General features: G+C 72.8%; 22 protein-coding genes and 1 riboswitch. Of the genes, 13 read left to right on the top strand and 9 right to left on the bottom strand.

What is annotated here, in order from left to right:
• Positions 1–34 precede the first annotated feature (34 nt).
• Positions 35–991, bottom strand: a complete 957-nt coding sequence (gene rsmH / locus ACFY2Z_RS01350; protein ID WP_311690856.1) for a 16S rRNA (cytosine(1402)-N(4))-methyltransferase RsmH — start codon at positions 989–991, stop codon at positions 35–37.
• A gap of 444 nt (positions 992–1,435) precedes the next feature.
• On the opposite strand from rsmH, the gene ACFY2Z_RS01345 reads away from it, so the two are divergent.
• The 4 genes from ACFY2Z_RS01345 to ACFY2Z_RS01330 all read left to right on the top strand — a co-directional run bounded on the left by ACFY2Z_RS01345 (position 1,436) and on the right by ACFY2Z_RS01330 (position 7,135).
• A complete protein-coding gene (locus ACFY2Z_RS01345) occupies positions 1,436–1,978 on the top strand; it encodes a beta-class carbonic anhydrase (RefSeq protein ID WP_390742117.1) in 543 nt (180 codons plus the stop codon).
• A gap of 272 nt (positions 1,979–2,250) precedes the next feature.
• Positions 2,251–3,276, top strand: a complete 1,026-nt coding sequence (locus ACFY2Z_RS01340) for an AAA family ATPase (RefSeq protein ID WP_390742116.1) — start codon at positions 2,251–2,253, stop codon at positions 3,274–3,276.
• The gene (locus tag ACFY2Z_RS01335) at positions 3,276–4,634 is read left to right on the top strand and encodes a DUF58 domain-containing protein (protein WP_390742115.1); all 1,359 of its coding nucleotides are present in this window, start codon (positions 3,276–3,278) and stop codon (positions 4,632–4,634) included. Before ACFY2Z_RS01340 ends, ACFY2Z_RS01335 begins: the two co-directional genes overlap by 1 nt.
• Complete coding sequence (locus tag ACFY2Z_RS01330) at positions 4,631–7,135, top strand: DUF3488 and DUF4129 domain-containing transglutaminase family protein (protein WP_390742114.1); 2,505 nt, start codon at positions 4,631–4,633, stop codon at positions 7,133–7,135. The genes ACFY2Z_RS01335 and ACFY2Z_RS01330 overlap by 4 nt, the downstream gene beginning before the upstream one ends.
• A 169-nt stretch (positions 7,136–7,304) precedes the next feature.
• On the opposite strand, the gene ACFY2Z_RS01325 is transcribed toward ACFY2Z_RS01330, so the two are convergent.
• From ACFY2Z_RS01325 to ACFY2Z_RS01315, 3 genes are all read right to left on the bottom strand, one after another.
• Positions 7,305–7,688 carry a DUF3040 domain-containing protein gene (locus ACFY2Z_RS01325; RefSeq protein ID WP_311690846.1) on the bottom strand — a complete coding sequence of 128 codons (384 nt, stop codon included), beginning with the start codon at positions 7,686–7,688 and terminating at the stop codon, positions 7,305–7,307.
• 276 nt (positions 7,689–7,964) lie between these two features.
• Complete coding sequence (locus ACFY2Z_RS01320; RefSeq protein ID WP_390742113.1) at positions 7,965–8,735, bottom strand: class I SAM-dependent methyltransferase; 771 nt, start codon at positions 8,733–8,735, stop codon at positions 7,965–7,967.
• A gap of 166 nt (positions 8,736–8,901) precedes the next feature.
• On the bottom strand, positions 8,902–9,525 hold the full coding sequence (locus ACFY2Z_RS01315; RefSeq protein ID WP_390742112.1) for an SAV_6107 family HEPN domain-containing protein: 624 nt from the start codon (positions 9,523–9,525) through the stop codon (positions 8,902–8,904).
• Positions 9,526–9,712: 187 nt separating this feature from the next.
• Between ACFY2Z_RS01315 and ACFY2Z_RS01310 the strand changes: the two genes are divergently transcribed.
• The 4 genes from ACFY2Z_RS01310 to ACFY2Z_RS01295 all read left to right on the top strand — a co-directional run bounded on the left by ACFY2Z_RS01310 (position 9,713) and on the right by ACFY2Z_RS01295 (position 15,329).
• Complete coding sequence (locus ACFY2Z_RS01310; protein ID WP_390742111.1) at positions 9,713–10,576, top strand: ATP-binding cassette domain-containing protein; 864 nt, start codon at positions 9,713–9,715, stop codon at positions 10,574–10,576.
• Complete coding sequence (locus ACFY2Z_RS01305; RefSeq protein ID WP_390742110.1) at positions 10,548–12,632, top strand: YhgE/Pip family protein; 2,085 nt, start codon at positions 10,548–10,550, stop codon at positions 12,630–12,632. Before ACFY2Z_RS01310 ends, ACFY2Z_RS01305 begins: the two co-directional genes overlap by 29 nt.
• Before the next feature lie 56 nt (positions 12,633–12,688).
• Complete coding sequence (locus tag ACFY2Z_RS01300) at positions 12,689–13,321, top strand: TetR/AcrR family transcriptional regulator (protein ID WP_390742109.1); 633 nt, start codon at positions 12,689–12,691, stop codon at positions 13,319–13,321.
• A 481-nt stretch (positions 13,322–13,802) separates the two neighbouring features.
• A complete protein-coding gene (locus ACFY2Z_RS01295; protein WP_390742108.1) occupies positions 13,803–15,329 on the top strand; it encodes a phytoene desaturase family protein in 1,527 nt (508 codons plus the stop codon).
• Between the two features lie 74 nt (positions 15,330–15,403).
• Here the strand turns inward: ACFY2Z_RS01295 and ACFY2Z_RS01290 are convergent, their stop codons facing one another.
• From ACFY2Z_RS01290 to ACFY2Z_RS01270, 5 genes are all read right to left on the bottom strand, one after another.
• A complete protein-coding gene (locus ACFY2Z_RS01290) occupies positions 15,404–16,324 on the bottom strand; it encodes a hypothetical protein (RefSeq protein WP_390742107.1) in 921 nt (306 codons plus the stop codon).
• A gap of 56 nt (positions 16,325–16,380) precedes the next feature.
• A complete protein-coding gene (metF, locus tag ACFY2Z_RS01285; protein ID WP_390742106.1) occupies positions 16,381–17,304 on the bottom strand; it encodes a methylenetetrahydrofolate reductase [NAD(P)H] in 924 nt (307 codons plus the stop codon).
• Positions 17,305–17,425: 121 nt separating this feature from the next.
• Positions 17,426–18,076 (bottom strand): thiamine phosphate synthase, encoded by a 651-nt coding sequence (gene thiE / locus ACFY2Z_RS01280; RefSeq protein ID WP_390742105.1) that lies wholly within the window; start codon positions 18,074–18,076, stop codon positions 17,426–17,428.
• A 109-nt stretch (positions 18,077–18,185) separates the two neighbouring features.
• Positions 18,186–18,551: an Rv2175c family DNA-binding protein gene (locus ACFY2Z_RS01275; RefSeq protein WP_390742104.1), complete on the bottom strand. Its 366-nt coding sequence runs from the start codon at positions 18,549–18,551 to the stop codon at positions 18,186–18,188.
• 150 nt (positions 18,552–18,701) lie between these two features.
• A complete protein-coding gene (locus ACFY2Z_RS01270; RefSeq protein ID WP_390742103.1) occupies positions 18,702–19,928 on the bottom strand; it encodes an NAD(P)/FAD-dependent oxidoreductase in 1,227 nt (408 codons plus the stop codon).
• A gap of 218 nt (positions 19,929–20,146) precedes the next feature.
• Positions 20,147–20,259: riboswitch (TPP riboswitch) on the top strand.
• Between ACFY2Z_RS01270 and thiO the strand changes: the two genes are divergently transcribed.
• The 5 genes from thiO (at position 20,258) to ACFY2Z_RS01245 (ending at position 25,423) form a co-directional block, all read left to right on the top strand.
• Positions 20,258–21,424, top strand: a complete 1,167-nt coding sequence (thiO, locus tag ACFY2Z_RS01265) for a glycine oxidase ThiO (RefSeq protein ID WP_390742102.1) — start codon at positions 20,258–20,260, stop codon at positions 21,422–21,424. (Overlaps the previous riboswitch by 2 nt.)
• Positions 21,421–21,621, top strand: a complete 201-nt coding sequence (gene thiS, locus ACFY2Z_RS01260) for a sulfur carrier protein ThiS (RefSeq protein ID WP_311690820.1) — start codon at positions 21,421–21,423, stop codon at positions 21,619–21,621. The genes thiO and thiS overlap by 4 nt, the downstream gene beginning before the upstream one ends.
• A 4-nt stretch (positions 21,622–21,625) precedes the next feature.
• Positions 21,626–22,420, top strand: coding sequence for a thiazole synthase (locus tag ACFY2Z_RS01255; RefSeq protein ID WP_390742101.1), 795 nt, complete (start codon positions 21,626–21,628; stop codon positions 22,418–22,420).
• 133 nt (positions 22,421–22,553) lie between these two features.
• Positions 22,554–24,476, top strand: coding sequence for a Stk1 family PASTA domain-containing Ser/Thr kinase (pknB, locus tag ACFY2Z_RS01250; RefSeq protein WP_390742100.1), 1,923 nt, complete (start codon positions 22,554–22,556; stop codon positions 24,474–24,476).
• 56 nt (positions 24,477–24,532) lie between these two features.
• The gene (locus tag ACFY2Z_RS01245) at positions 24,533–25,423 is read left to right on the top strand and encodes a deoxyribonuclease IV (protein WP_390742099.1); all 891 of its coding nucleotides are present in this window, start codon (positions 24,533–24,535) and stop codon (positions 25,421–25,423) included.
• Positions 25,424–25,449: the final 26 nt, after the last annotated feature.

Raw genomic sequence — 25,449 nt, 5'->3', positions numbered from 1 at the left:
CCCTTTCGTCAGGCCCGCTCGGCTTCCGTCAGGCTCACTCGGCGTCCTCACGGATGCGTTCGGCACCCCGCAGACGCGCCGGGGCCGCGCGGCGGTTCTCCGCGACCTCCTCCTCGCTGGGAAGTTCGGCACCGCGCGTGAGGAGCTTGAGCCGGGGCTGGTGGTGCTCGGGGACGACCGGGAGCCCGGGGGGCGCGGTGGTCGCGGCGCCTGCCGCGAACACCTGCTTGACGAGGCGGTCTTCGAGCGAGTGGTAGGACAGCACGGCGATCCGGCCGCCGACGGCGAGGGCCTTCACGGCCGCGGGGATCGCCCTCTCCAGGACCGCGAGTTCGCCGTTGACCTCGATGCGCAGCGCCTGGAAGGTGCGCTTGGCCGGGTTGCCCCCGGTCCGCTTGGCGGCCTGCGGCAGCGCGTCCCGGATCAGCTCCACGAGCCGTGCGCTGGTGGAGAACGGCTCCTTCTCGCGCTCGCGCACGATCGCGGACACGATCCGCTTGGCCTGCTTCTCCTCGCCGTACGCCCGCAGGATCCGGACGAGTTCGCCGGCCGGGTAGGTGTTGAGGACCTCGGCGGCGCTGACTCCCGTCGTCTGGTCCATGCGCATGTCGAGGGGCGCGTCCTGCGCGTACGCGAATCCGCGCTCCGCCTCGTCGAGTTGCATGGAGGAGACACCGAGGTCGAAGAGCACGCCCTGGACGCGGGGGAGGCCCAGCCGGCCGAGCACCGCGGGGAGTTCGTCGTAGACGGCGTGCACCAGCGTGGCGCGTTCCCCGAAGGGGGCGAGCCGTTCGCCGGAGAGGCGCAGCGCCTCCTTGTCGCGGTCGAGTGCCACGAGCCGTGCCTCGGGGAAGCGCGTCAGCAGCGCCTCGCTGTGCCCCCCGAGCCCGAGGGTGCAGTCGACGACGACGGCCCCCGGCTCGGCGAGGGCCGGGGCCAGCATGTCCAGACACTGCCGGAGCATGACGGGCACGTGTCGACTCTTGCTCAAGGGGGCCTCTCAGATCCGGCGCGCCGGTCCGCACGGAAGGCCGGCCGCCCTCCTCCAGACGGTGCTGGGGACGCCCCCCGTCGAGAAGTGGCCTGCCGGCGCCGGAAGCGTCAGCCGACCGGGAGCGGGAGGAGGCCGAGCCATACGTACGCGCCGCGCACGCGGGGAGAAACCGGCGCGCGGCCGGCGTCTCCTGGGTGAACAGTCCGTGGGGAGAGCGTCTCGCCTCCCACTTCGCGTCACTTTAGTCCACCGTGTCTTGCGGTCAATCAACCGGCCTGCGCGTCGCCCGTCCGGCCCGCCACGGCGGGCGAGGCGCCGGTGTTCACCCGTACGGCAGCGGCGTCACCTTCCGTGTGGAATAGGTCACAACAAGCTGCGCTGTCATTCTTTGTCCACTCTCACAGCAGGCCTGGATCGGCCATGACCAGTAACGTCATGGGTATGACGACTTCCGCATCCGTACCCACCGGTCCCGAAGGCGCCATAGTCGGCACCGTCACCGATCGCCTCGTCCAGGCCAACCAGCGCTATGCCGCCGCGTTCACGGACCCCGGGATGGACGCCCGTCCCGTGCTCCAGGTCGCGGTCGTGGCCTGCATGGACGCGCGTCTCGACCTGCACGCCGCGCTGGGCCTCGAGCTGGGCGACTGTCACACCATCCGCAACGCGGGCGGCGTCGTCACCGACGACGTGATCCGCTCCCTCACCATCAGCCAGCGGGCGCTCGGCACGCGCAGCATAGTGCTGATCCACCACACCGGCTGCGGTCTCGAGTCCCTGACCGAGGAGTTCCGGCACGACCTGGAGATGGAGGTCGGCCAGCGGCCCGCCTGGGCGGTGGAGGCCTTCCGCGACGTCGACCAGGACGTCCGTCAGTCGATGCAGCGGGTGCGCACCTCGCCGTTCCTGCTCCACACCGACGACGTACGGGGCTTCGTCTTCGACGTCAAAACGGGTCTGCTGCGGGAGGTGGACCCGGCGTAGCGCCGCGTTCCGGCTGCCTCCTTCGCCCCGTCACCACGTCGGCGCAAACATCCATTCGAGCAAAATCCCCGGCTCCGGTGGGCCGAAAAGGCCGTAAGGCCGACATATCGCGGCCACTTGTCCACAGCCGAGTGACACGAACCGGTAACGGCAACAAGAATGCGGGATGAGGCATCGCGCGGAACTTTTCCCGCGCGGTGTCCGTGTTCGGGGTGGGCCGGTCCGCATCGCAGAGCGTCGGCCCGGAGAAAGTACGGGCCGAGGAGGGCCGGGTGACGACCTATGACGATCGAGCGAGCCTTACTGATCTGACCGCCACTGTGGAGCGCGTCCGCAGTTCGGTGGAAGGAGTGATCGAGGGCAAGCCCGAGGTCGTACGGCTTTCACTGACCGTGCTGCTCGCCGAGGGGCATCTTCTGATCGAGGATGTCCCCGGCGTCGGCAAGACGATGCTCGCGAAGGCACTGGCACGCTCCATCGACTGTTCGGTGCGGCGCATCCAGTTCACCCCCGACCTGCTGCCCTCGGACATCACGGGCGTGTCCATCTGGGACCAGCAGCGTCGGGACTTCGAGTTCAAGCCGGGCGCGATCTTCGCCCAGATCGTGATCGGCGACGAGATCAACCGCGCCTCCCCCAAGACCCAGTCCGCGCTGCTGGAGTCGCTGGAGGAGCGTCAGGTCACCATCGACGGCCAGACCTACGAGCTGCCCAGCCCGTTCATGGTGGTCGCCACCCAGAACCCGGTGGAGATGGAGGGCACCTATCCGCTGCCCGAGGCCCAGCGGGACCGCTTCATGGCACGTGTCTCCATCGGCTACCCGAGCGCGGAGGCCGAGCTGCAGATGCTCGACATCCACGGCGGCGTCAATCCGCTGGACGACCTCCAGCCGGTGGCGCACGCGCACGAGATCGTGAAGCTGATCGAGGCCGTCCGGGGCGTCCATGTGGCGGAGTCCGTCCGGCGCTACGCGGTGGACCTGGTCTCCGCCACGCGCACCCATCCGGACCTCAGACTCGGCGCCTCGCCGCGCGCCACCCTGCATCTGCTGCGCGCGGCGAAGGCGTCCGCCGCCCTGTCCGGCCGGGAGTACGCCCTGCCGGACGACGTACAGGCCCTCGCCGTGGCGGTCCTGGCCCACCGTCTGCTGCCCACCGCGCAGGCCCAGCTGAACCGCCGTACGGCGGAGCAGGTCGTCCAGGAGATCCTGCAGAACACCCCGGTGCCCGCGGCACCGCAGCAGTCCGGTCTCTCCCTGGGGCGGGGCTACGGCCAGCAGCCGCCCCGGAGGCTGTGATGACCCAAGGGGGGACGGCACCCGGCGGCCGGCCCGAACCGGGAGGACCGCTCACCGCGCTCGCCGGGCTGACCACGCGCGGGCGCTCCTTCCTCGCCGCCGGGATCGCGGCCGCGATCTGCGCCTACGTCCTCGGACAGGGCGCTCTGCTCCGGGTCGGACTGCTGCTGGCGGCGCTGCCCCTGGTCTGCGCGGCGGTGCTCTACCGCACGCGCTACCGGGTCGCGGGCAGCCGCCGTCTGTCTCCCGGGCGCGTTCCGGCCGGCTCGGAGGCCCGCGTCCATCTGCGGATGGACAACGTCTCCCGGCTGCCCACCGGGCTGCTGATGCTCCAGGACCGGGTGCCCTACGTCCTCGGGCCGCGCCCCCGCTTCGTCCTGGACCGGGTGGAGCCGGGCGGCCGGCGCGAGGTGTCCTACCGCGTCCGCTCGGATCTGCGCGGACGCTATCCGCTGGGCCCCCTCCAGCTGCGCCTGACCGACCCCTTCGGCCTGTGCGAGCTGACCCGTTCCTTCTCGACCTACGACACCCTGACGGTCATCCCGCGAGTGGAGCCGCTGCCGCCCGTACGGCTGACCGGCGAGGCGATGGGCTACGGCGACGGACGGCAGCGTTCGCTGGCGCTGGCCGGCGAGGACGACGTGATCCCGCGCGGCTACCGCCACGGCGACGACCTGCGCCGGGTGCACTGGCGCTCCACCGCGCGCTACGGCGAGCTGATGGTGCGCCGGGAGGAACAGCCGCAGCGGGCCAGATGCACGGTGCTGCTCGACACCCGGGGCATCGCCTTCCAGGGCGCCGGACCGGACTCGGCCTTCGAGTGGGCGGTCTCGGGCGCCGCGTCCGCGCTGGCCCACCTGCTCGAACGAGGCTTCTCCGTCAGGCTGTTGACGGACACGGGTGACTCGGTGCCCGGCGAGGGAGCGGGCGGGTTCGCGGGCGCGAGCCAGGAGTCCGCCGACGCGGCCGGGCTGATGATGGACACGCTCGCCGTGATCGACCATTCGGACGGCACCGGCCTGTCCCCCGCGTACGACCTGCTGCGCGGCGGGAACGAGGGACTGCTGATCGCCTTCCTCGGCGACCTGGACGAGGAGCAGGCCACGGTGGCCGCCAAGATGAGCAGACGCAGCAACGGCGCGCTCGCCTTTCTGCTGGACAGCGACACCTGGGGACGCGAACAGACCGATGTGCCGGGCCCCCTGGACCGCACCGGGGAACGGCTGCGGATGCTGCGCGAGGCGGGCTGGACGGCGCTGGCGGTGCCCCGCGGCGCGTCGATCGCGGAGCTGTGGCGCGAGGCGGACCGGCAGCGCACGCGCGTGGGCGTCGTGAGCGGTGTGGAGGGACGGTCATGAGTGGGCGGGCCCGGCTGGCGCTGTGTGCAGCGGCGGCGACGCTGGCGGCGTCGTCCGCGCTGCTGCCCCTGGTGTCCCCGATGACCTGGATCTTCCAGGCGGCCTCGCTGGTGGCGGTGCAGACCGGGGTGGGGGCGCTGGCCCGGCGGGTGCCGCTGGCGCGTTCGCTGACCATCGCCTGTCAGGTGGTCGTCGACCTGCTGCTGCTCACCCTGGTGTTCGCGCACCGTCAGTCCCTCGCCGGGTTCCTGCCCGGCCCCGAGGCCGTCCGCCACTTCTCGGAGCTGCTGCGGTCGGGCGCGCAGGACGTGGGGCAGTATGCGATCCCCGCCCCGCTGACCCCCGGTATCCGGCTGATGGTCGTCGGCGGGGTGCTGATCATCGGGCTCCTGGTGGACGCGCTCGCGGTGACGTTCCGCGCGGCGGCCCCGGCCGGGCTGCCGCTGCTCGCGCTGTACTCGGTGGCCGCCGGGCTCTCCGACGGCGCCACCGACTGGCTGTGGTTCCTCGTCGCCGCGAGCGGCTATCTGGTGCTGCTGCTGGCCGAGGGCCGTGACCGGCTCTCCCAGTGGGGGCGGGTGTTCGCCGGCGCCGCGCGCGGCCGGGACCGGGACTCCGGGGGCGCGGTCGCCCCGGTCCGCACCGGACGGCGCATCGGCGCGGTGGCGCTGGGGGTCGCCCTGGTGGTGCCGCTGGCACTGCCCTCGCTCAAGGGCGGTCTGCTGGACAGCACCGGCACCGGCGTCGGCGCGGGCTTCGGCAACGGCGACACCATCTCCGCGGTCAACCCCCTGGTCTCGCTGCGCGACAGCCTGAACGTGGACGAGGACCGCCAGGTCATCGCCTACCGCACCAACACGGACGACACCCAGGACATGTATCTGCGGATCGTCGCCCTGGACGACTTCGACGGCACGACCTGGCGGCCGGCCCAGCGGCGCATCACCGCCGTGCCGGACTCGCTCCCCACACCGGCCGGCCTCTCGGGCAGTGTGCGGCGGACCGAGATCGAGACACGGATCTCGGCGGCGGACTGGTACGCGCAGAACTGGCTGCCGATGCCGTATCCCGCGACCAGCGTGAAGATCAGGGGCAACTGGCGCTACGAGCCGGTGGGCCGCACACTCGTCGGCGACCACGGACAGAACACCCGCGGCATCCAGTACGACGTCAAGAGTCTGATCGTGCAGCCGACCGCGGAGCAGCTGGCCACCGCGCCGGAGCCGTCGGAGCCGCTGAAGCGCGAGTTCACGAAGGTGCCGGCGTCACTGCCGGCGGTCGTCGCGCAGACGGCCCGCAAGGTGACCGCGGGGTCGTCCAACCACTACGAGCAGGCGGTCAAGCTCCAGGACTACTTCGCGGTCAGCGGCGGGTTCACCTACAGCACCGCGGTGCAGGTCGGCACCGGGCCGAAGGCCATCGCGCGGTTCCTGAGGGACAAACAGGGCTTCTGCGTGCACTTCTCGTTCGCGATGGCGGCGATGGCGCGGACCCTGGGGATTCCGGCCCGGGTCGCGGTGGGTTTCACCCCGGGCTCGCCGCTGGCGGACGGCTCCATGTCGGTGGGGCTGCGGGACGCGCACGCATGGCCCGAGCTGTACTTCGAGGGCGTCGGCTGGACTCGTTTCGAGCCGACCCCCAGCCGGGGGACGACCCCCTCGTACACCCAGTCGGACGCGCCCAGCGGGCAGAACCCGCTCCCGCCGCAGGCGTCGCTGTCGTCGACGGCGGCGGCGTCCACCGGTCCGACGGCGAGCGAGAGCTGCTCGGCGACCATGCGCAAGCTGGAGGCGTGCCCGGCCCAGTCCTCGGGCGCCCTCGCGGTCACCGGCGACAGCGGGCCGCCGTGGTACCAGGTCGTGGCGTGGACGCTGCTGGGGCTGGCCCTCGTCGCGGTGCCGCTGACGCCGATGCTGTGGCGGCTGCGGAGCCGCTCGGTCCGGCTGGCCTCCGCCCGGCACGCTTCGACGGCCCTGCGGGCGGCCCGGGACCGGGACCGCGGCCCCGGGACGCGTGAGGAGTACGCCGGGGACATCGAGGTGACCGTGGTGCCGGGCGAGGCACCACCGGGCCGGGCGGCCGAAGCGGCGGTGGGGCACACCCTGGCCGTGTGGCGCGAGCTCACGGACACGGCGTGGGACTACGGCATCGTGCCGGACGACGCCCTGACCCCGCGCGGGGCCGCCGAGCGGATCGTGGGGCTCGGCGGCCTGGACGGGCCCGCCGCCGCTGCCGTGCACCGCGTGGCCGGTGCCGTGGAGCAGGTGCTCTTCGCTCCGCAGCCGCGCCCCGAGGCCGGGCTCGTCGACGATGTGCGCAAGGTGCGGACGGCACTGCGGTCCCGGGTGAGCCTGCGGATCCGGGTACGTGCGGTCGTGGCACCGCGCTCCTCCCTGCGTGTCGTCTGGGCCATGGGCGAGCGCTGGGCGGACCTCAAGGCCCGGTGGGCCAGCGAGTGGCCCACCCTGCTCCGCCGCCCGTCCGGCCGGCAGAGCGGCTGAGGCGGGGGCGGGGGCGGCAGGCCGGGGTATCCCGGGCGGGACGTCCCGCTCCGGGGTACCAACCCCGGGGAACCCTGCGGCGATGACAGACCTGTTCCGGCATGCGGAAGGGGGCGGCCACCTCGTCGGTGGTCGCCCCCTTCCGGAAGTCCTCAGCCTGCCCGGAGGGCTAGTGACCCTGTTCGTCCCGGCGACGCTGCCAGCGCTGTTCGATCCGGTCCATCATGGAACGCCGCTGCCTGACCTGCCTGCGGGCGCCCGGCGCCCCCTGCTCGCCCGGCTTCGGAACCTTGCGCCAGCCGGTCACGACGAGCACCGCACAGCCCAGCATGACGAGGAAACCCACCACGCTGATCCAGATCTGCTTCGCGACCATTCCGGCCATGAGGAGCGCGATACCCACCAGGAAGCCCGCTGCGGCCTGGTAGACCCGTCGCCGGGTGTATGTACGCAGCCCGCTTCCCTCAAGCGCTGTCGCGAACTTGGGATCTTCGGCGTACAGCGCTCGCTCCATCTGCTCGAGCATTCGCTGCTCGTGCTCCGAGAGCGGCACGGAGTCCTCCTCATCGTGCAGTCGCCGGGGCGACCGGGGGTCCCCTTCAGGATAGGCAGGGAATCGCCCCCTTGAAACCCGCCCCTCTACGCCAATCGGCCAACCGGAATCCGCCATGGCCGTCCTGGCTCACTGAGGCTTCCATTCCCCAGTGGCCGACCCGTCATGCCGGGCGGTCTCCCTCGATCATACGGCGCGCACCGCCCGATCGGAGGTCCTGTGGCGTACTCCATCCGCCGTCTCGCCGCTGATCAACGGCGCGTCCCGGCAGCGGACTCAGTCCCCGGCCGTGCCCCGGGTCTCGCCGAGGACATGGAGCTGGGTGGCGACGGAGTGGAAGGCGGGTTCCTCGGCCGCCGCGGCCTCCAGCTTGAGCAGTGCGTCGAGGGCTCCCGGCTCGGTGTCCACGAGCACTCCGGGCACCAGGTCCGCGAAGACCCGGACGCCGTGCACGGCGGCCACGCCGAGGCCCGCGTCCTGGACGAGCGCGGTGAGCTGGTCCGCGGTGAAGCGGTGGGGCACGGGGTCGCCCTCGCCCCAGCGGCCGTCCGGGTCCTGGAGCGCCTGCCTGGCCTCCTTGAAGTGACCGGCGAGAGCCCGGGCCAGGACGGCGCCGCCGAGCCCGGCGGCGAGCAGGCTGAGGACGCCCTCGGGGCGTAGCGCGGCGACCACGTTGCGCACACCCTCGGCGGGGTCGTCCACGTACTCCAGGACGCCGTGGCACAGCACCGCGTCGTAGCCCCCCGGCTCCACCACGTCGAAGAGGCCGTGGGCGTCGCCCTGGACGCCCCGCACCCGGTCGGCGACCCCGGCCTCGGCGGCCCGCCGCTCCAGCGCGAACAGCGCGTTCGGGCTGGGGTCGACGACGGTGACCCGGTGGCCCAGGCGGGCGACGGGCACCGCGAAGTTGCCGCTGCCGCCACCGGTGTCGAGGACGTCCAGCACGTCCCGCCCCGTGGCCTTGACGCGGCGGTCGAGGGCGTCCTTGAGGACCTCCCAGACCACGGCGGTACGGAGAGAAGCGCGGGGGCGCATCGGGTCCGACACGGCAGTTGACTCCTCGGCGCGGCACCGCCTGCTTGTGCGGCGGAGCGATCGGACGGCCCTTTGGCCCCGGCACCAGGGCGAAAGGCTTCAGCGCCTCCACCCTATTGCCTCCGGCGCCATGCCCGGAGCCCCGACCCACACCACCGCACACCGGCCCCCCGGGGGGTCAGCCCGCGTCCGGCATCTCCCTGTCCTCCGTCCCCCGCTCCCCCCAGCCCCCGGTCCCCCGCTCGCCGGGGCCCCGCGCCCCGCCGCCCCGTTCGGCCGCCTCCCGCTCGCCGATCTGCCGTGGCTGCGGCAGGACCGGCTGGAGCACCAGCATCCGCTCGACCAGGCGCAGGAACATCGCCACGTCCCGTATCAGATCGTCGGCGTCGCGGGGCCGGGCCGCACCCGGGATGCCGGCCTCGGCGCGGGCACGGCGGGCGGCGCCCGAGGCGAACAGTGCGCTCCACTCGGTCAGTTCGGGCGCGATCTCGGGAAGCACTTCCCAGGCGCTCCTGATCCTGGCGCGGCGCCGGGCGGTGGGCTCCGGCCGGCCGCGCGCTGCGAGCACGGCGGCCGCCGTGCGCAGGGCCGCCAGATGGGCTGTCGCATAGCGCTCGTTGGGGGTTTCCAGTCGGGCCGCCTCGTCGAGTCCCGCGCGGGCCTGCGCGAGCAGGTCCAGTGCGGCGGGCGGGGCGGTGGCCCGGCGCAGTACGGGGTGCACGTCGCTCGCCGGGCCGGTCAGTGAGGGGGCAGGGCCGGTGGCGCGGCGCCGGGGTGCGGCACCTGCGGGATAGCTGGCCATGACGAACCTCCTGTCGTCTGCGTGACGGCACTGTGGCCGTATGTGCCCATCGTGGGGTACGGCACTGACACTGCGGCCTGACCTGCGGTTTTGCTTCGTTCGTAGGTTCGGGGTAGTTTTGAACTGACCAGTCAGTTCAAAAATGGGTCCCGCGACTGGGCGACTCGCCCAGGGGAACGAGGGGGGCATGGACATGCAGGAGGAAGCGGCCGGTGCCGGCGTGGAGGCCACGGGCCTCGGTATGAAAGGCCCGCGCGGGCCCGTGTTCCGGGGCGTCCATGTGACGGCCCGGCCCGGCGCGCTCATCGCCGTCGAAGGGCCGTCGGGCTCGGGCCGGACCTGTCTGCTGCTGACGCTCACCGGGCGGATGAGGCCCAGCGAGGGGCATGCCACGGTCGGTGGGCACCGGCTGCCCAAGGAGATGTCCGCGGTGCGCCGGATGAGCGCGGTCGCGAACGTGTCCGGGGTCACCGACCTGGAGCCCGCGCTGACCGTGGGCGAGCATCTGCGCGAACGAGCCCTGCTGGAGAGCCGGTTCGGGGACTCCCTGCGCGCGCTGCTGCGGCCGCGCGACGAGCGCACCGCGTCGGGGAGGCGACGTATCGACATCGCTCTCGCTGCGGCCGGGCTCGACCAGGGCACGCTGCCCAAGGGGCCCCGCACGGCCGTACGCGATCTGGAGCGCCTGGAGGCCCTGCGGCTGTCCGTGGCCCTGGCCCTGATGGGCCGGCCGCGTCTGCTCGCCGTGGACGACACCGACCACAAGCTCTCCGCCGCCGAACGGGCCGAGGCATGGGACCTCTTGAGGTCCGTCGCGCAGGCCGGGACCACGGTTCTGGCGGTGTGCACCGAGGCCCCCCGGGACGCACTGGTGGTGTCCACGGCCCCGGGTGACCGCGCGGCACAAGGAGGGGACGTGAACCCGTCGGCCGCCGAGGGCGGCGCGCCGGACGCACCCCAGGAGGCCACCACCCCCGACGAGCCGTCCGAGGACGGCGCAGAAGACGACAAGGAGACGGCGGATGCGCTCGCCGAAACTGGCCGCGCTTGAGCTGAGGCGGTTCGGCAGGGGAAGGCTGCCGCGCGCGGCACTGGTCGCGCTCCTGCTGCTGCCGCTGCTGTACGGCGCCCTGTATCTGTGGTCGTTCTGGGACCCGTACGGGCGCCTGGACCGCATCCCGGTGGCGCTCGTCGACGACGACAAGGGGGCGACGGCGGACGGTCGGAGGATCACCGCGGGCGACGACCTCGTCAAGGGACTGCGCAAGAGCGAGACCTTCGAGTGGCACGAGGTGAGCGCGGCCGAGGCCAGGAGGGGCGTCGAGAACGGCACCTACTACCTGTCGCTGACGATGCCGTCCGACTTCAGTGCGCGGATCGCCTCCAGCTCCGGGAAGTCCCCCGAGACCGGCGCCCTCCAGGTGCACACCAACGACGCCAACAACTACATCGTCGGGCAGATCTCCAAGACGGTGTTCAACGAGGTGCGCGCGGCGGCCTCCACGAAGACGTCGCGGTCGTTCCTGGACCGGATCTTCATCTCCTTCTCCGACATCCACGGCAAGACCGTGCAGGCCGCCGAGGGGGCCGACCGGCTCACGGGCGGGATCGGCAGGGCGAAGCAGGGTTCCAAGGACCTCGCCGACGGTCTCCAGGAGGCCGAGAACGGCAGCGGGAAGCTGTCGGGCGGTCTGACGAAGCTCACCCGGGGCGCGGGCGATCTGCACAACGGGGCGCAGCAGGTCGCCGACGGCACCCAGGCGCTGGCCGACCGGGTGGACGGCACGGCCGACCAGGTGCGGCCCTTCCTGAAGAAGAACGGCCGGCAGATCGCCGACACCGCGACCCTGGTGGCCGACTCGGCGGGCGTGATCAGCGACCACCTCGACACCTTCGTCACCACGGCCCCCATCGCGGAGAGCGGCACCCGCAAGGCGTCCGACGCGCTGAACGACGTCTACGACCGGCGCTGTGTCAGCCCGCTGCTGTCCGACCCCGCGTGCGACGACCTCAAGAAGGCGAAGGACGCGGCGGCGCAGGCGGCGAAGCTCGCCCACGACGTCAACTCCGTGGTGCAGGACTACCACGGGGACATGACCGCCATGCAGTCGGACCTGAAGACGCTCCAGCAGCAGGCGCGGGCCCTCGCCAAGGCGGCACCGCACCTCTCCGACGACCTCGACGACGCGGTCGCCAAGGTGGACGCGCTCAACAAGGGCGCCGCCCGGGTCGCCCAGGGGGCCGGGACCCTGCAGGCCGGACTCGGCACCGCACAGACGGGCGCCGCCGACCTGAACGAGGGCATCGGCAGGCTGGAGGCAGGCGCGGTCGACCTCAACGGAGGCATGTACAAGCTCGCCGACGGCTCCGGGAAGCTCGCGGGCGGGCTGCACGACGGGGCGTCCAGGATCCCCGCCTACGACAAGCAGGACCGCGACCGGCGCACCGAGGTGATGGCCGACCCGGTGCAGCTCGCCTCCCGGGACCTGCACCACGCGCCGAACTACGGCACCGGTTTCGCCCCCTACTTCATTCCGCTCTCCCTCTGGGTGGGCGCCATGGTGGCGTACATGCTGATCCCGCCGCTGAACCGGCGCGCGCTCGCGGCGGGCGCCTCGGCCTGGCGGATCGCGCTGGCGGGCTGGCTGCCCGCGGCCGCCGTGGGTGTGTTGCAGACGACCGCCCTCATGGCCGTGCTGCACTGGGCGATCGGCCTGGAGATGGCGCGGGCGGTCGGCACGATCGGGTTCCTGTTCCTGGTGGCGGTGTGTTTCGCGGCGATCGTGCAATGGCTGAACGCACAGTTCGGGGCGGCGGGCCGGATCCTCGTCCTCGCGTTGCTGATGCTCCAGCTGACGTCCGCGGGCGGCACCTACCCCGTGGAGACCAGTCCGGGCTTCTTCAACGCGATCCACCCCTTCCTGCCGATGAGTTACATCATCGAGGCCCTGCGCAGGCTCATCACCGGCGGCGGTCTCGGGCCCGTGTGGCAGGCGTGCGCCGTGCTGGCGGCGTTCACCGCGGGCGCCCTCGCGCTCACCGCCCTGTCCGCCCGCCGCAAGCAGGTGTGGACCCTCGACCGGCTGCATCCGGAGCTGAGCCTGTGACGGCCACAGCCGGACCTGCGCCCTCCGAGGGAGCCTTTCCTGTGAGAATCATGGCCATGGAACGCAGCAGTGCCGCCACACCGGGCGGCTCGGGCCGACGCGCGGCAACCCGGCAGAAGCTCTACGAGGCGGCGGTCACCCTCATCGCGGAACAGGGTTTCTCCGCGACGACCGTCGACGAGATCGCCGAACGGGCGGGGGTCGCGAAGGGCACGGTCTACTACAACTTCGCCAGCAAGTCCGTCCTCTTCGAGGAGCTGCTGCGACACGGCGTGGGGCTGCTCACCGCCTCCCTGAGGGAGGCGGCCGAGCAGACCGCCCTGGCCGGCGGCACCAAGGTCGACGCCCTGGACGCCATGATCCGCGCCGGACTCGGCTTCATCGCCCGCTACCCGGCCTTCACCCAGCTGTACGTGGCCGAGCTGTGGCGCACCAACCGGGCCTGGCAGTCCACGCTCATGGTGGTGCGCCAGCAGGTCGTCGCGGCCATCGAGGACGTGCTGCGCGAGGGGGTGGCGAACGGCGAGTTCAGCGACGAGATCGATGTCCCGCTGACGGCGGCCGCGCTGGTCGGCATGGTCCTGGTGGCGGCTCTCGACTGGCAGTCGTTCCAGCCGGAGCGCTCCCTGGACGACGTCCACGCGGCGCTGTCCAGACTGATCCAGGGACGCGTGAGCGGGAACCGATAGCGCGCCCGGGCACACAAAATCCCGGAACCCCGGAAACCGGAAACCGGAAACCCCGGGAACCCACAAGCGCGAAAGCGCCGGTCCGAGATGGCCGCGTCCCTGTCGGGCCGCCTCGGACCGGCGCTTCGTCGTTCCCCCGTGCTCCCCCGTCGGACCCCGTTCGGTCGTTCCCCCGGGTCCCCCCGTCCTCGCTTCCGCCGAGCGGGGTCGGCGGAAGGAGCGGGCAAGGGCGCGGGAGCCGTTCCGCCGCCCCGTGTCGGCGGTCCCGGACCGCACCGCTTTCCCGTGTCCCCACTGTCTCGTTCGCGCACGTGGGGCCCCATCCGTGCGCGTACTCATCTCACCGAATGAGTACGGATACTCAGGCCTGAGCGCTCATCCCCATGTCCTGGAGGCCGCGAGGGGGCCGGTCGCGCACGCCGAGGGCGCTGATCACCGGCCCGTGGCCGGGCTGTCGGCGGTGGCGGATAAAGTCACCGGCATGGCACGGATTGCGGTGATCGGCGCCGGGATGGGCGCGATGGCGGCTGCCGCCCGGCTGGCCGTCGCGGGCCACCGGGTGGTGGTGTACGAGCGTACGGAGACGTACGGCGGTGCGGTGCGCCGTCTCACACGTGAGGGTTTCTCCTTCGACACCGGCCCGGGCCTGCTGCCGCTCCCGGCGGTCTACCGTGACCTGTTCGTCAAGACCGGCAAGGAGCCGCTGGAGAGCCTGGTCGAGCTGGTTCAGGTGGACCCGTCCGCGCGGCACGTCTTCGCGGACGGCACGGAGGTCGCGCTGCCGAACGCGTCACGCGCGGGTGCCGTGTCGGCGCTGGACGCGGCGCTCGGCGGCGGGGCGGGCGAGCGCTGGGGCGACTTCCTGGTGCGGGCCCGCGAGGCCTGGGACCGCACCCGCAGGCCGCTCCTGGAGGAGCCGCTGTGGCCCAACTGGACGGATCTTGCCGAGCGCGAGCCGTACCCGTCGGTGCCGCACCGCAGACTGCTGCGCACCCGGCAGGCCGGCACGCTCGCCGAGGTCGGCGCCTTCGAGTTGCGCGACGAGCGGCTGAGGGCCCTGCTGGAGAGCCACGCCCTGGCGTACGGCCTGGACCCCCGGACGGCACCGGCGAGCGCGGCGGTGCTGCCGTACATGGAGCATGCCTTCGGCACCTGGTACGTGCGCGGCGGGATGCGGGAGCTGGCGCGTGCCGTGTACGAGCGGTGCGTGGCGCGGAGGGTGGAGTTCGTCTTCGGCGCCGAGGTCACCGGGATCGTCGAGAAGGACGGCCGGGCGGCGGGCGTGGAGCTGGCCGGGGACACCTCCCGGGCGGCCGGCTCCGGGGGCGGCTCGGTGGTGGAGGCGGACCATGTGGTCGCCGGGGTCGCGCCCGCCGTGCTGGACCGCCTGGTGCCGGGGACGGTGCCGGTGCGGGGGGCCGGTGAGGTCGCGGCACAGTGCGGCATGCCCGCCCGGCTGACGGTGCTGCTGGCGCTGCGGGGCGGACGGCCGGAGGGCTCGGCGCACCGGACAGTGGTCCACCCGGCCGACCGCGAGGGCGAGTTGGACCGCCTGTTCGGGGCGGAGGCCGGGCTGCCGGCCGCCCTGACGGTGACCGTGCTGCGCCCGGACGACCCCGCGCTGGTGCCCGACACGGAGCACGAGGCGGTCACCCTGTCGGTCACGGTGCCGGCGGGCCTGAGCCCGTCCGCGTCCGATGTGGACCGGATCGTGGAGACCGCCGAGCGCGCGATACCCGGTCTGCGCGACCGGGTGCTGTGGCGGGAGGTGCGCGCCCCGGGCGACATCACCGAGGAGACCGGTGTGCCCGGCGGTGCGGTCCCGGCACCGGCCCTCGCGGCGGCCGGCGGACGGCTGCTGCAGCCGTCCAACAACACGCGTCTGCCCGGCCTGTTCACGGTCGGCGGCTGGTCCCACCCCGGGGGTGGGCTTCCTCACGCCGGGATGTCGGGGGCCCTGGTCGCCGGACTGATCGTGGAGGGGCCGGACTTCCGGGGCTCGCAGTGAGGCACCGGGGGCAGGCCGTACGCGAGGGCCCGGTGCTTCTGCACCGGGCCCTCGGACGGATGTGAGGCGTTCGTTCAGAAACGGTACTGCTCGTCGTAGCCGTGGCCCGGCGCGGTGCCGTTCGGCACGGTGCCGTTCCCCTGGTAGGGGTACGGCTGCTCCTGCGGCAGCTCACCGCCGAACGCGTCCTCGTTGCTGCGCTGCTGGGGGACCCAGACACCGCCGGCCGGGGTCTCGCCGTACGTACCGCCCGGGTACTGCTCCTGGCCGTACGCCTGCTGTCCGTACTGCTCCTGGCCGCCGTACGCGGGGTCGTAGCCGCCGTAGGTCTGGGTGCCGGCGTAGGGGTCGGAGTAGCCGCCGTACTGCTGCTGGGCGCCCTCGTAACCGTACCCCTGCTGGTCGTAGCCGGAGTAGCCGTCGTAGGCGTAGGCCTGCTGGTCCTGGGTCTGGCCCGCGTTCGCGTAGGACGGGTCCGTGGCGGCCGCGTACGCCGCGCCCGTGTAGACGCCGTACGAGCCGGTCTCCTCGGGCAGCGGCTGCGGCTCGTACACGGCGGTCGCCTCGGCGGCGCTCGCCGCGGGCTGGGCACGGTTGAAGACGTTGTCGTCGTCGTAGGCGTCGTCCTGCGGGGGCGTCGCCGCGGTCGGCTGCTCGTCGTCGGGGCCGTCGTCCTCCGGCACCTGCTCCTGCCGGGCCGACTCGCCCCGGCGGCGCTTGCTGCCACCGCCCTCACGCGGACGGTTGCCGACCGCCCAGCCGGCCGCGAAGCCTCGGCGGAACGACAGCGTGACATAGGTCTGTCCGACCGCGAACGCCGCGGCGCCCACGGCGATGACCAGCACCGAGGCGGTCAGCACGCCGAGCACGACCCCGAGGAAGCCGACGAACGCCAGCAGCCGCCAGCGCAGTCGAGCCTTGTACTGCAGCAGCACCTCGCCCAGAAGCCACAGCGCGACGATGCCGAACGCGATGTAGAGGACCGCCCAGCCCATGTACGCCCCTCTCCCAGTGGCCGCTACGCAGTGTGTCGTAGTTGGGTGCGACCGGTCTAGGCCCGCTGCGGGTGGTGCAGGCCCAGATTTTCGTAGATTTCCAGCGTCGCCGTGGAGTTGTTGAGTGTAATGAAGTGCAGTCCGGGGACTCCCTCGGCCAGCAGCCTCGCGCAGAACTCCGTGGCGAACTCGATGCCAATCGAGCGTACAGCCGCCGGATCGTCTTTGGCTGCGAGGATCCGCTCTTTCAGGGCGGCGGGGAGGGCGGCGTTGCTGAGCTGTGGCAGCCGCTCCAGCATCCGCACGCTGGTGACCGGCATGACCTCGGGGATGACCGGGGTCGCACAGCCCGCCGCGGCGACCCGGTCGCGCAGCCGCAGATAGGACTCCGGCTGGAAGAACATCTGGGTGATCGCGTAGTCGGCGCCGGCCCGGCACTTGTCGACGAAGTGCGAGACGTCCGTGTCCCAGTCGCTGGAGCGCGGGTGCATCTCGGGGAAGGCGGCGACCCCCACACAGAAGTCGCCCGCCTCCTTGATGAGCCGGACCAGGTCGGCCGCGTAGGTCAGGCCCTTGGGGTGCGGGACCCAGTCGCCCATCGGGTCGCCGGGCGGATCGCCGCGCACGGCGAGCATGTTGCGGATCCCGGCGTCCGCGTACTGGCCGACGATGTTGCGCAGCTCCGCGACGGAGTGGTTGACCGCGGTGAGGTGGGCGACCGGGGTCAGCGTCGTGTCCGCGACGATCTGCTCGGTCTCCTTCACCGTGCCCGCGCGGGTGGAACCGCCCGCGCCGTAGGTCACGGAGACGAAGTCCGGGGCCACCGCCTCGACCCTGCGCAGCGCGCTCCACAGGTTCCGCTCGCCCTTGGGGGTCTTCGGCGCCGAGAACTCGAACGAGTACGTCGTCTTACCGGTGGCGAGGATGTCACGCACTGTTCGCGCGCGATCAGACCTCGTGGATGCGGTTCCGAGGGCCATAGTCGCAGGTTAGCCAGGGGGAGGCGGTCCCCCAACAGGACGCCGGAGATTTGCCGGAATTGTCGCACTGTTGTCCACCAGTCGGACATCCTCGCATGATCGGGCCGTCGAACCGGCCGCCCTACGCCGTCCGCAGCCGCTTCGCGAACTCCGCCGCCGCGGCGCCGGGGTCGTCCGCCTCCGTGATCGCGCGGACGACGACCACCCGGCGGGCGCCGGCCTCCAGCACCTGGTCCAGATTGCCGAGGTCGATGCCTCCGATGGCGAACCAGGGCCGGTCGGTGCCCAGCGCGGCGGTGTGCCGGACCAGGTCGAGGCCGGGGGCGGGGCGGCCGGGCTTGGTGGGGGTGGGCCAGCAGGGCCCGGTGCAGAAGTAGTCCACGCCGTCCTGGACGGCGGCGGACTCGGCCTCCGCCACGGAGTGCGTCGAGCGGCCTATGAGGACGTCGTCGCCGAGGACGGCGCGGGCCGCGGGGACGGGCAGGTCGCCCTGGCCGAGGTGCAGGACGTCCGAGGCGGCGGCATGGGCGACGTCCGCGCGGTCGTTCACCGCGAGCAGCTTGCCGTGGCGGGCGCAGACGTCGGCGAAGACCGCCAGGTGCTCCAGTTCCTCGGCCGCCTCCATGCCCTTGTCGCGCAGCTGCACGATGTCGACGCCGCCGGCCAGGACCGCGTCGAGGAACTCGGCGACGTCGCCCTGGCGGGTGCGGGCGTCCGTGCACAGATAGACGCGGGCGTCGGCGAGCCGGGCGGTGCGGGCGGTGTCGGGCACGATGGGTCCCCCGGGGTCGGTGGCGTACGGGCCGCGGCGGGCGCGGTCGGCCGGAGGCCGGGGCCCGTGGACCCGCGGCCCGTACGCCGGACGGTTGTTCTCGATCGGATCAGACAGCGAGCGCCTGAGCGCGGCGCTTCACCTCCGTGCCGCGATTCTCCCTGAGGGCCTGCGCGGGGGTGCCGGGGAGGGTCGGGTCGGAGGTGAACAGCCACTCGATCATCTCTTCGACCGTGAAGCCGTCGTCCCGCAGGAGGGTCAGGGTGCCGGACAGGCCCTTGACCACCTTGTCCCCGTCGATGAAGGCGTCGGGAACGTGCAGTGCGCGGTTCTCGCCACGGCGTACGGCGATGAGCTGGCCCTCCTTGACCAGCTGCCGCACGCGGGTCACCTCCACGTCGAGTGCCTCGGCGATGTCGGGGAGGGTGAGCCAGCCGGGGACGAGAGCATCAATCTTTGCGTCAATCTCGGTCACGGGATCAAGCGTGCCATCCCGGACTGACAGTCGGAAGCGGGGCACCTCCGGCAGAGTGCCGGTTGCCTCCGGCGGTGGACACGGAGGGCCCCGGCCGTCCCGCGAACGGGGGGACGGGCCAGGCCCGGTCGCGGCGCCCGGGACCCGCCCCTACGCCGTCGCCTCCTTCAGCGGGCGCGACGCGTCCGCCAGCAGCTCCGGGTCCATCGGGGTGCCCGACTCGATCAGACGGCGGCCCTGCGCCAGGTCCCGGGGGCGGCCCACCGCCAGCAGGCCCACCAGGCTGCCCGAGCGCAGCCAGCACACGGCCCAGGCGGCGCCCTGCGGGTTCCCGCGCCAGACGGTCGTGTCGGCCGCGGCGTGGTGGCCCACGTACTGGACGAAGCGGCCGAACTGCTCCGACCAGAAGTACGGCACGGGGTCGTACGCCATCGGGGTCTCCCCGATGATGTTCGCGGCCACCGTGCGCGGGCCCTGGAGGGCGTTGTCCCAGTGGTGGACCAGCAGGCGCTGCTCGTACCGCCCCGACGGGAAGGACGCGCAGTCCCCGACCGCGTACACGTCCGGCACCGAGGTGCGCAGGTGCTCGTCGGCCGGCACCTCCCCGTGCGCGCCCAGCTCGATGCCCGAGCCGGCGAGCCACGCCGTGGCCGGACGCGCGCCGATGCCCACGACCACCGCGTCCGCGGGCACCCGGGACCCGTCGTCGAGCACCACGGCCCCGGGCTCGATGCGGTCCACGCGCGCGTGGGTGCGCAAATCCGCCCCGCTGTCCGCGTACCAGACCGCCATCGGGGCGGCCACCTCCGCGGGCAGCGCTCCCGCGAGCGGCCGGTCCGCGGCCTCCACCACGGTCACGGCGCAGCCCGCCTCGCGCGCGGCGGTGGCGAACTCGGCACCGATCCAGCCCGCGCCCACGACCACGATGTCGTGCTGCTCGGCGAGGACCGGCCGCAGCCGCTCGGCGTCGTCCAGCGTGCGCAGCAGATGCACCCCGGGGACGCCTTCGGCGCCCGGCAGCTGGATCGGTTCCGCTCCGGTGGCGAGGACGAGCACGTCGTAGGGGACGGGTCCCTCCACGGTGTCCAGTTCGTGGTCGCGGGTGCGCAGGCCGACCACCTCGCAGCCCAGCCGCAGCTCGATGCCGAGGGCCTCGAAGTCGACGTCGAAGGCTGAGCCCTCGGCCTTGCCGAGCAGCACGGCCTTGGACAGCGGCGGCCTGTCGTACGGCTGGTGCGGCTCCGCACCGATCAGCGTCACCCGGCCGGTGAACCCCTGCTCGCGCAGCGCGACCGCGGTCTGCACCCCGGCCATGCCCGCACCCACGACGACGACGCGCCGTGCCGAATCGCCCCGCTCCTGCGTCTGCTCGCTCACCTGATCACCCTAGCCAACTGACAATGTGTCAGTCAGCGGGCATGCTGAGTGACCTGCTGCACAGCACTCGTCCCGCTGCCTGCCGCGACCCCGCCCGAGCAGTGCCTGCCGGAGACCGGGGGTCCCCTTGCGCCTACCCGCCGCGGCTCCGCACAACCTCGGCCCCCCGGGAGGCTCCCTTACCGGCGCGGACGGCCACGGATTAGGGTGGCCCCCGTACAAGCACTCGCGGGAGCCCGGACGCACCGGGCTGAGAGGGAGGCTGGCCGGCCTCCGACCGTACGAACCTGATCCGGATCATGCCGGCGAAGGGAGGGGGCTGAACGCCCATGTCACCCACACGTACCTCGGACGTCCTCGTCGTCGGGGGCGGGGTCATCGGACTCGTCACGGCCTGGCGCGCCGCGCAGCGCGGGCTCGCCACGACCGTGGTCGATCCCGCTCCGGGTGGCGGCGCCGCCCAGGTGGCCGCGGGGATGCTGGCCGCCGTCACCGAACTGCACTACGGCGAGCAGACGCTGCTCGCGCTCAATCTGGAGTCCGCGCGGCGCTACCCGGACTTCGCCGCCGAGCTGACCGAGGCCACCGGGCAGGACCTCGGATACCGGCGGTGCGGCACGCTCGCCGTCGCGCTCGACGCCGACGACCGAGCTCATATGCGGGACCTGCATGCCCTCCAGCAGCGCTCCGGCCTCGCGTCGGAATGGCTGAGCGGCCGTGACTGCCGACGCCTGGAGCCGATGCTCGCCCCCGGGGTGCGCGGCGGGCTCAAGGTCGACGGCGACCACCAGATCGACCCGCGGCGGCTGGTCGCGGCGCTGGTCACGGCCTGTGAACGGGCCGGGGTGGGCTTCCACCGGGGCTGGGCCGAGCGGCTGACGGTGCTGCGGGGGCGGGCCGCCGGCATCCGGACCGCCGACGGCACCGACCTGGCCGCGGAGCAGGTCGTGCTGGCCGCGGGCAGTCTCAGCGGGCAGCTCGCGGGGGTGCCCGACGAGGTGCTGCCGCCCGTACGCCCCGTGAAGGGGCAGGTGCTGCGGCTGACCGTGCCGAAGCGGTACGCCCCGTTCCTGAGCCGTACCGTGCGCGCCGTCGTGCGCGGCGGCCACCTCTACCTGGTGCCGCGCGAGAACGGCGAGCTGGTGGTCGGCGCGACCAGCGAGGAACTGGGCTGGGACACGACGGTCACCGCGGGCGGGGTCTACGAGCTGCTGCGCGACGCGCACGAGCTGGTCCCGGGGATCACCGAGCTGGCGCTCACCGAGACCCGGGCCGGACTGCGCCCGGGCTCCCCGGACAACGCGCCGCTGCTCGGCCCGACCGAGCTGGACGGCCTGCTGCTGGCCACGGGCCACTACCGCAACGGCGTCCTGCTCACCCCGGTGACCGGCGATGTCATGGCCCACGTTCTGACCACGGGCGGCCTCCCGGACGAGGCGCGCCCCTTCACCCCTCGGCGGTTCGCCGCCACCGCGCTCACGGAGCAGCCCGCATGAACATCTCGGTCAACGGAGAGTCCCGCCAGTTCGCTCCCGGCACGGCGCTCGACGCCGTCGTACAGGCCCTCACCGGTGCCCGTTCGGGAGTGGCCGCCGCCCTCAACGAAACCGTCGTCCCGCGCACGCAGTGGCCGTCGACCGCCCTCCATGAAGGTGATCGCGTCGAGGTCCTCACCGCCGTTCAGGGAGGCTGATCCCATGGCCGACGATCCCTTCGTCCTCGGTGGCACGACGTTCTCGTCCCGGCTGATCATGGGGACCGGCGGCGCGCCGAGCCTCGATGTCATGGAACGGGCGCTGGTGGCCTCCGGCACGGAGCTGACGACGGTCGCGATGCGCCGCGTCGACGCCTCGGTGCACGGCTCGGTGCTGTCCGTGCTCGACCGCCTCGGGATCCGGGTGCTGCCCAACACCGCCGGCTGCTTCACCGCGGGCGAGGCGGTGCTCACCGCCCGTCTCGCGCGCGAGGCGCTCGGCACGGATCTGGTGAAGCTGGAGGTCATCGCCGACGAGCGGACCCTGCTGCCCGACCCGATCGAGCTGCTGGACGCGGCCGAGACCCTGGTCGACGACGGTTTCACCGTGCTGCCGTACACGAACGACGATCCGGTCCTCGCCCGGAAGCTGGAGGACGTCGGCTGCGCGGCGATCATGCCGCTCGGCTCGCCGATCGGCTCCGGGCTCGGCATCCGCAATCCGCACAACTTCCAGCTGATCGTCGAGCACGCCCGCGTGCCGGTGATCCTGGACGCGGGCGCGGGCACTGCCTCGGACGTGGCCCTGGCCATGGAGCTGGGGTGCGCGGGGGTGATGCTCGCCTCGGCCGTCACCCGGGCGCAGGAACCGGTCCTGATGGCGGAGGCCATGCGGCACGCCGTGGAGGCGGGCCGCATGGCCCGGCGGGCGGGGCGCATCCCGCGTCGGCACTTCGCGGAGGCGTCGTCCCCGACGGAGGGCTTGGCGCGCCTGGATCCTGAGCGGCCCGCCTTCTGAGACCCCGGCCCGGCCGTCCCTCGCGCGGGGACGGCCGGGCCGCGTGCGGTCCGCGTCACAGCTCGGCTGCAGTCATGCCCCGGGCAAGCCGGAGCGGAGGGGACCGACAGTGGTCCCTCGTAGACTCACCAGCGTGGATACGACCCTTCAGGACCCTCTCGTCGGGCAGGTGCTCGACGGCCGCTATCGCGTCGACGCGCGGATCGCGATCGGCGGGATGGCCACGGTCTACCGGGCCCTGGACACCCGCCTCGACCGTGTCCTCGCGCTCAAGGTGATGCACCCGGCGCTGGCGGCCGACGCGACGTTCGTGGAGCGCTTCATCCGCGAGGCCAAGTCGGTCGCGCGCCTGGCCCACCCCAATGTGGTGCAGGTCTTCGACCAGGGCGCCGACGGGTCCTACGTGTATCTCGCCATGGAGTACATCGCGGGCTGCACCCTGCGGGACGTGTTGCGCGAGCGGGGGGCGCTGCAGCCGCGTGCCGCCCTGGACATCATGGAGCCGGTGCTCGCCGCGCTCGGCGCCGCGCACCGCGCCGGTTTCGTGCACCGGGACATGAAGCCGGAGAACGTCCTGATAGGCGACGACGGCCGGGTCAAGGTGGCCGACTTCGGTCTCGTCCGAGCCGTCGACACCGTCACGAACACCACGGGCGCCGTCCTCGGCACCGTCTCCTATCTCGCCCCGGAGCAGATGGAACACGGCACGGCCGACCCCCGGGTCGATGTGTACGCGTGCGGGGTGGTGCTGTACGAGATGCTGACCGGCGCCAAGCCGCACGGCGGCGACTCCCCCGCCCAGGTGCTCTACCAGCATCTGAACGAGGACGTGCCGCCGCCGTCGGCCGCCGTGCCGGGGCTGGCGATCGAGCTCGACGAACTGGTCACGGCGGCGACCGCCCGCAACCCCGAGCTGCGTCCGGGCGATGCGGTGGCGCTGCTCGGACAGGTGCTCGACGCCCGCAGCGAGCTCACCGCGGAGCAGCTGGACGCCGTACCGCCGGGCGCCCTCGCCGCGGAGCACGACAACGCCGGGGACCGTACGAGCGTGATCCCGCGTCTGCTGCCGGTCCGCCCCGTGGACGGCGAGGACTCCACCCACCACACGGCCGTGCTCAACCGGACGAGCGTGCTGCGGACCCCGCCGCCCGAGCCCGCCACGCGCCCCGCGCGCCCCCGCCGGCTGCTCGCGCTCGTCCTCGCCGCGCTGGTGGTGTTCGGCGTCGGTGCGGGCGTCTGGTACATCAACTCCGGCCAGTTCACCAAGGTGCCGCCGCTGCTGGCGAAGACCGAGGCGGAGGCGCGGACCCGGCTGAAGCGGGCCGACCTGGAGGTCGGTCAGGTCCGGCACGCCTACAGCGACACGGTGCGGCAGGGCACCGTGATCAGCACCGATCCGTCGGCGGGTGAGCGGATACGCTCCCATGACTCGGTGACGCTGACCGTCTCGGACGGCCCCGAGACGGTGCAGGTGCCCGATGTGAAGGGTGACCCTCTGGCCAGGGCGCAGGAGCGGCTGAAGCAGGCCGGCCTGGTCCCGGGCATGGTCACGCAGGCGTTCAGCGACGACGTGTCCAAGGGCTCGGTGATCGGCACGGACCCGGGGGCGGGCACCAAGCGCCACGGCGGTTCGGCGATCGCGCTCACCGTCAGCGAGGGCAGACCGGTGGAGGTTCCCCAGGTCGCCGGCTCCGACCTCGACGAGGCCACGGCTCAGCTGCAGGACGAGGGCCTGAAGGTGAAGATCGCGGACACGCAGGTCACCTCGGAGTTCGACGCCGGAAAGGTCGCCCGGCAGTCCCCGGACCCGGGCAAGCAGGTCGCCGAGGGCGACACGGTCACGCTGACGATCTCCAAGGGCCGCGAGCAGGTCGAGGTGCCGGACGTGGTCGGCGACAACGTCGACGACGCGCGCAAGACCCTGGAGGCGGCGGGCTTCCAGGTCGAGGAGGACCGCGGTCTGCTGGGCCTGTTCGGCGACACGGTCAAGCACCAGTCGGTGAAGGGCGGGCAGAAGGCGCCCAAGGGGTCCACGATCACCCTGAAGATCCGCTGAGGCCCGGGGGACGCCCGGCCGCCCGGGCGTCCGGGCCCGCGTGACACCCTGGGAGCGTGAGCACCTCCCAGTCCCCCGGCGCGTCCGCCGCCGTCCGCAATCCCGTCGGCAGTCATGTCCCCGTGGCGGGAGGTCTGCACTCCGTCGGGCTGGCCTATGCACGGGACATCGGGGCCGAGACCGTGCAGGTCTTCGTCGCCAATCCCCGGGGCTGGGCGACCCCGCCCGGCAATCCGCGCCAGGACGAGGCCTTCCGGGGCGCGTGTGCCGCCGGGTCGACACCGGTGTACGTACACGCTCCGTATCTGATCAACTTCGGCTCGCACACCGAGGCGACCGTCGAGATGTCGGTGGAATCCCTGCGGCACTCGCTGCGCCGGGGCCGTGAGATCGGGGCGCTGGGCGTCGTCGTGCACACCGGGAGCGCCACCGGCGGGCGGGAGCGGGCGGTCGCCCTGAGACAGGTGCGTGAGCGGATGCTGCCCCTGCTGGACGAGCTGACACACGACGACGACCCGTACCTCCTGCTGGAGTCGACCGCGGGCCAGGGCGCCTCGTTGTGCTCGCGCACCTGGGACTTCGGGCCGTACTTCGAGGCGCTGGACGCGCATCCCCGGCTGGGCGTGTGCCTGGACACCTGCCATGTCTTCGCGGCCGGGCACGATCTGACGGGGCCGAGCGGTATGCATCAGACGCTGGATCTGCTGGTGGACACCGTCGGCGAGGGGCGGCTGAAGCTGATCCACGCGAACGACTCCATGGAGGGGGCCGGCGCCCACCGGGACCGGCACGCCAACATCGGCTCCGGCCATATCGGCGAGGACCCGTTCCGTGCCCTGATGACCCACCCGGCCACCGCGGGCGTTCCCCTGGTCATCGAGACACCGGGCGGCAAGGAAGGTCATGCGGCGGACGTGGAGCGCCTGAAGAAGCTGCGGGAGGGCTGACCTGCCCGGGCCTGGTCCCGCGCGGT

It is taken from the genome of Streptomyces sp. NPDC001222 (assembly GCF_042896945.1).
GTDB lineage: Bacteria > Actinomycetota > Actinomycetes > Streptomycetales > Streptomycetaceae > Streptomyces > Streptomyces gibsoniae.
The sequence above is the reverse complement of the archived record's forward strand: the minus strand, read 5'-3'. Positions and strand labels throughout refer to the sequence as shown.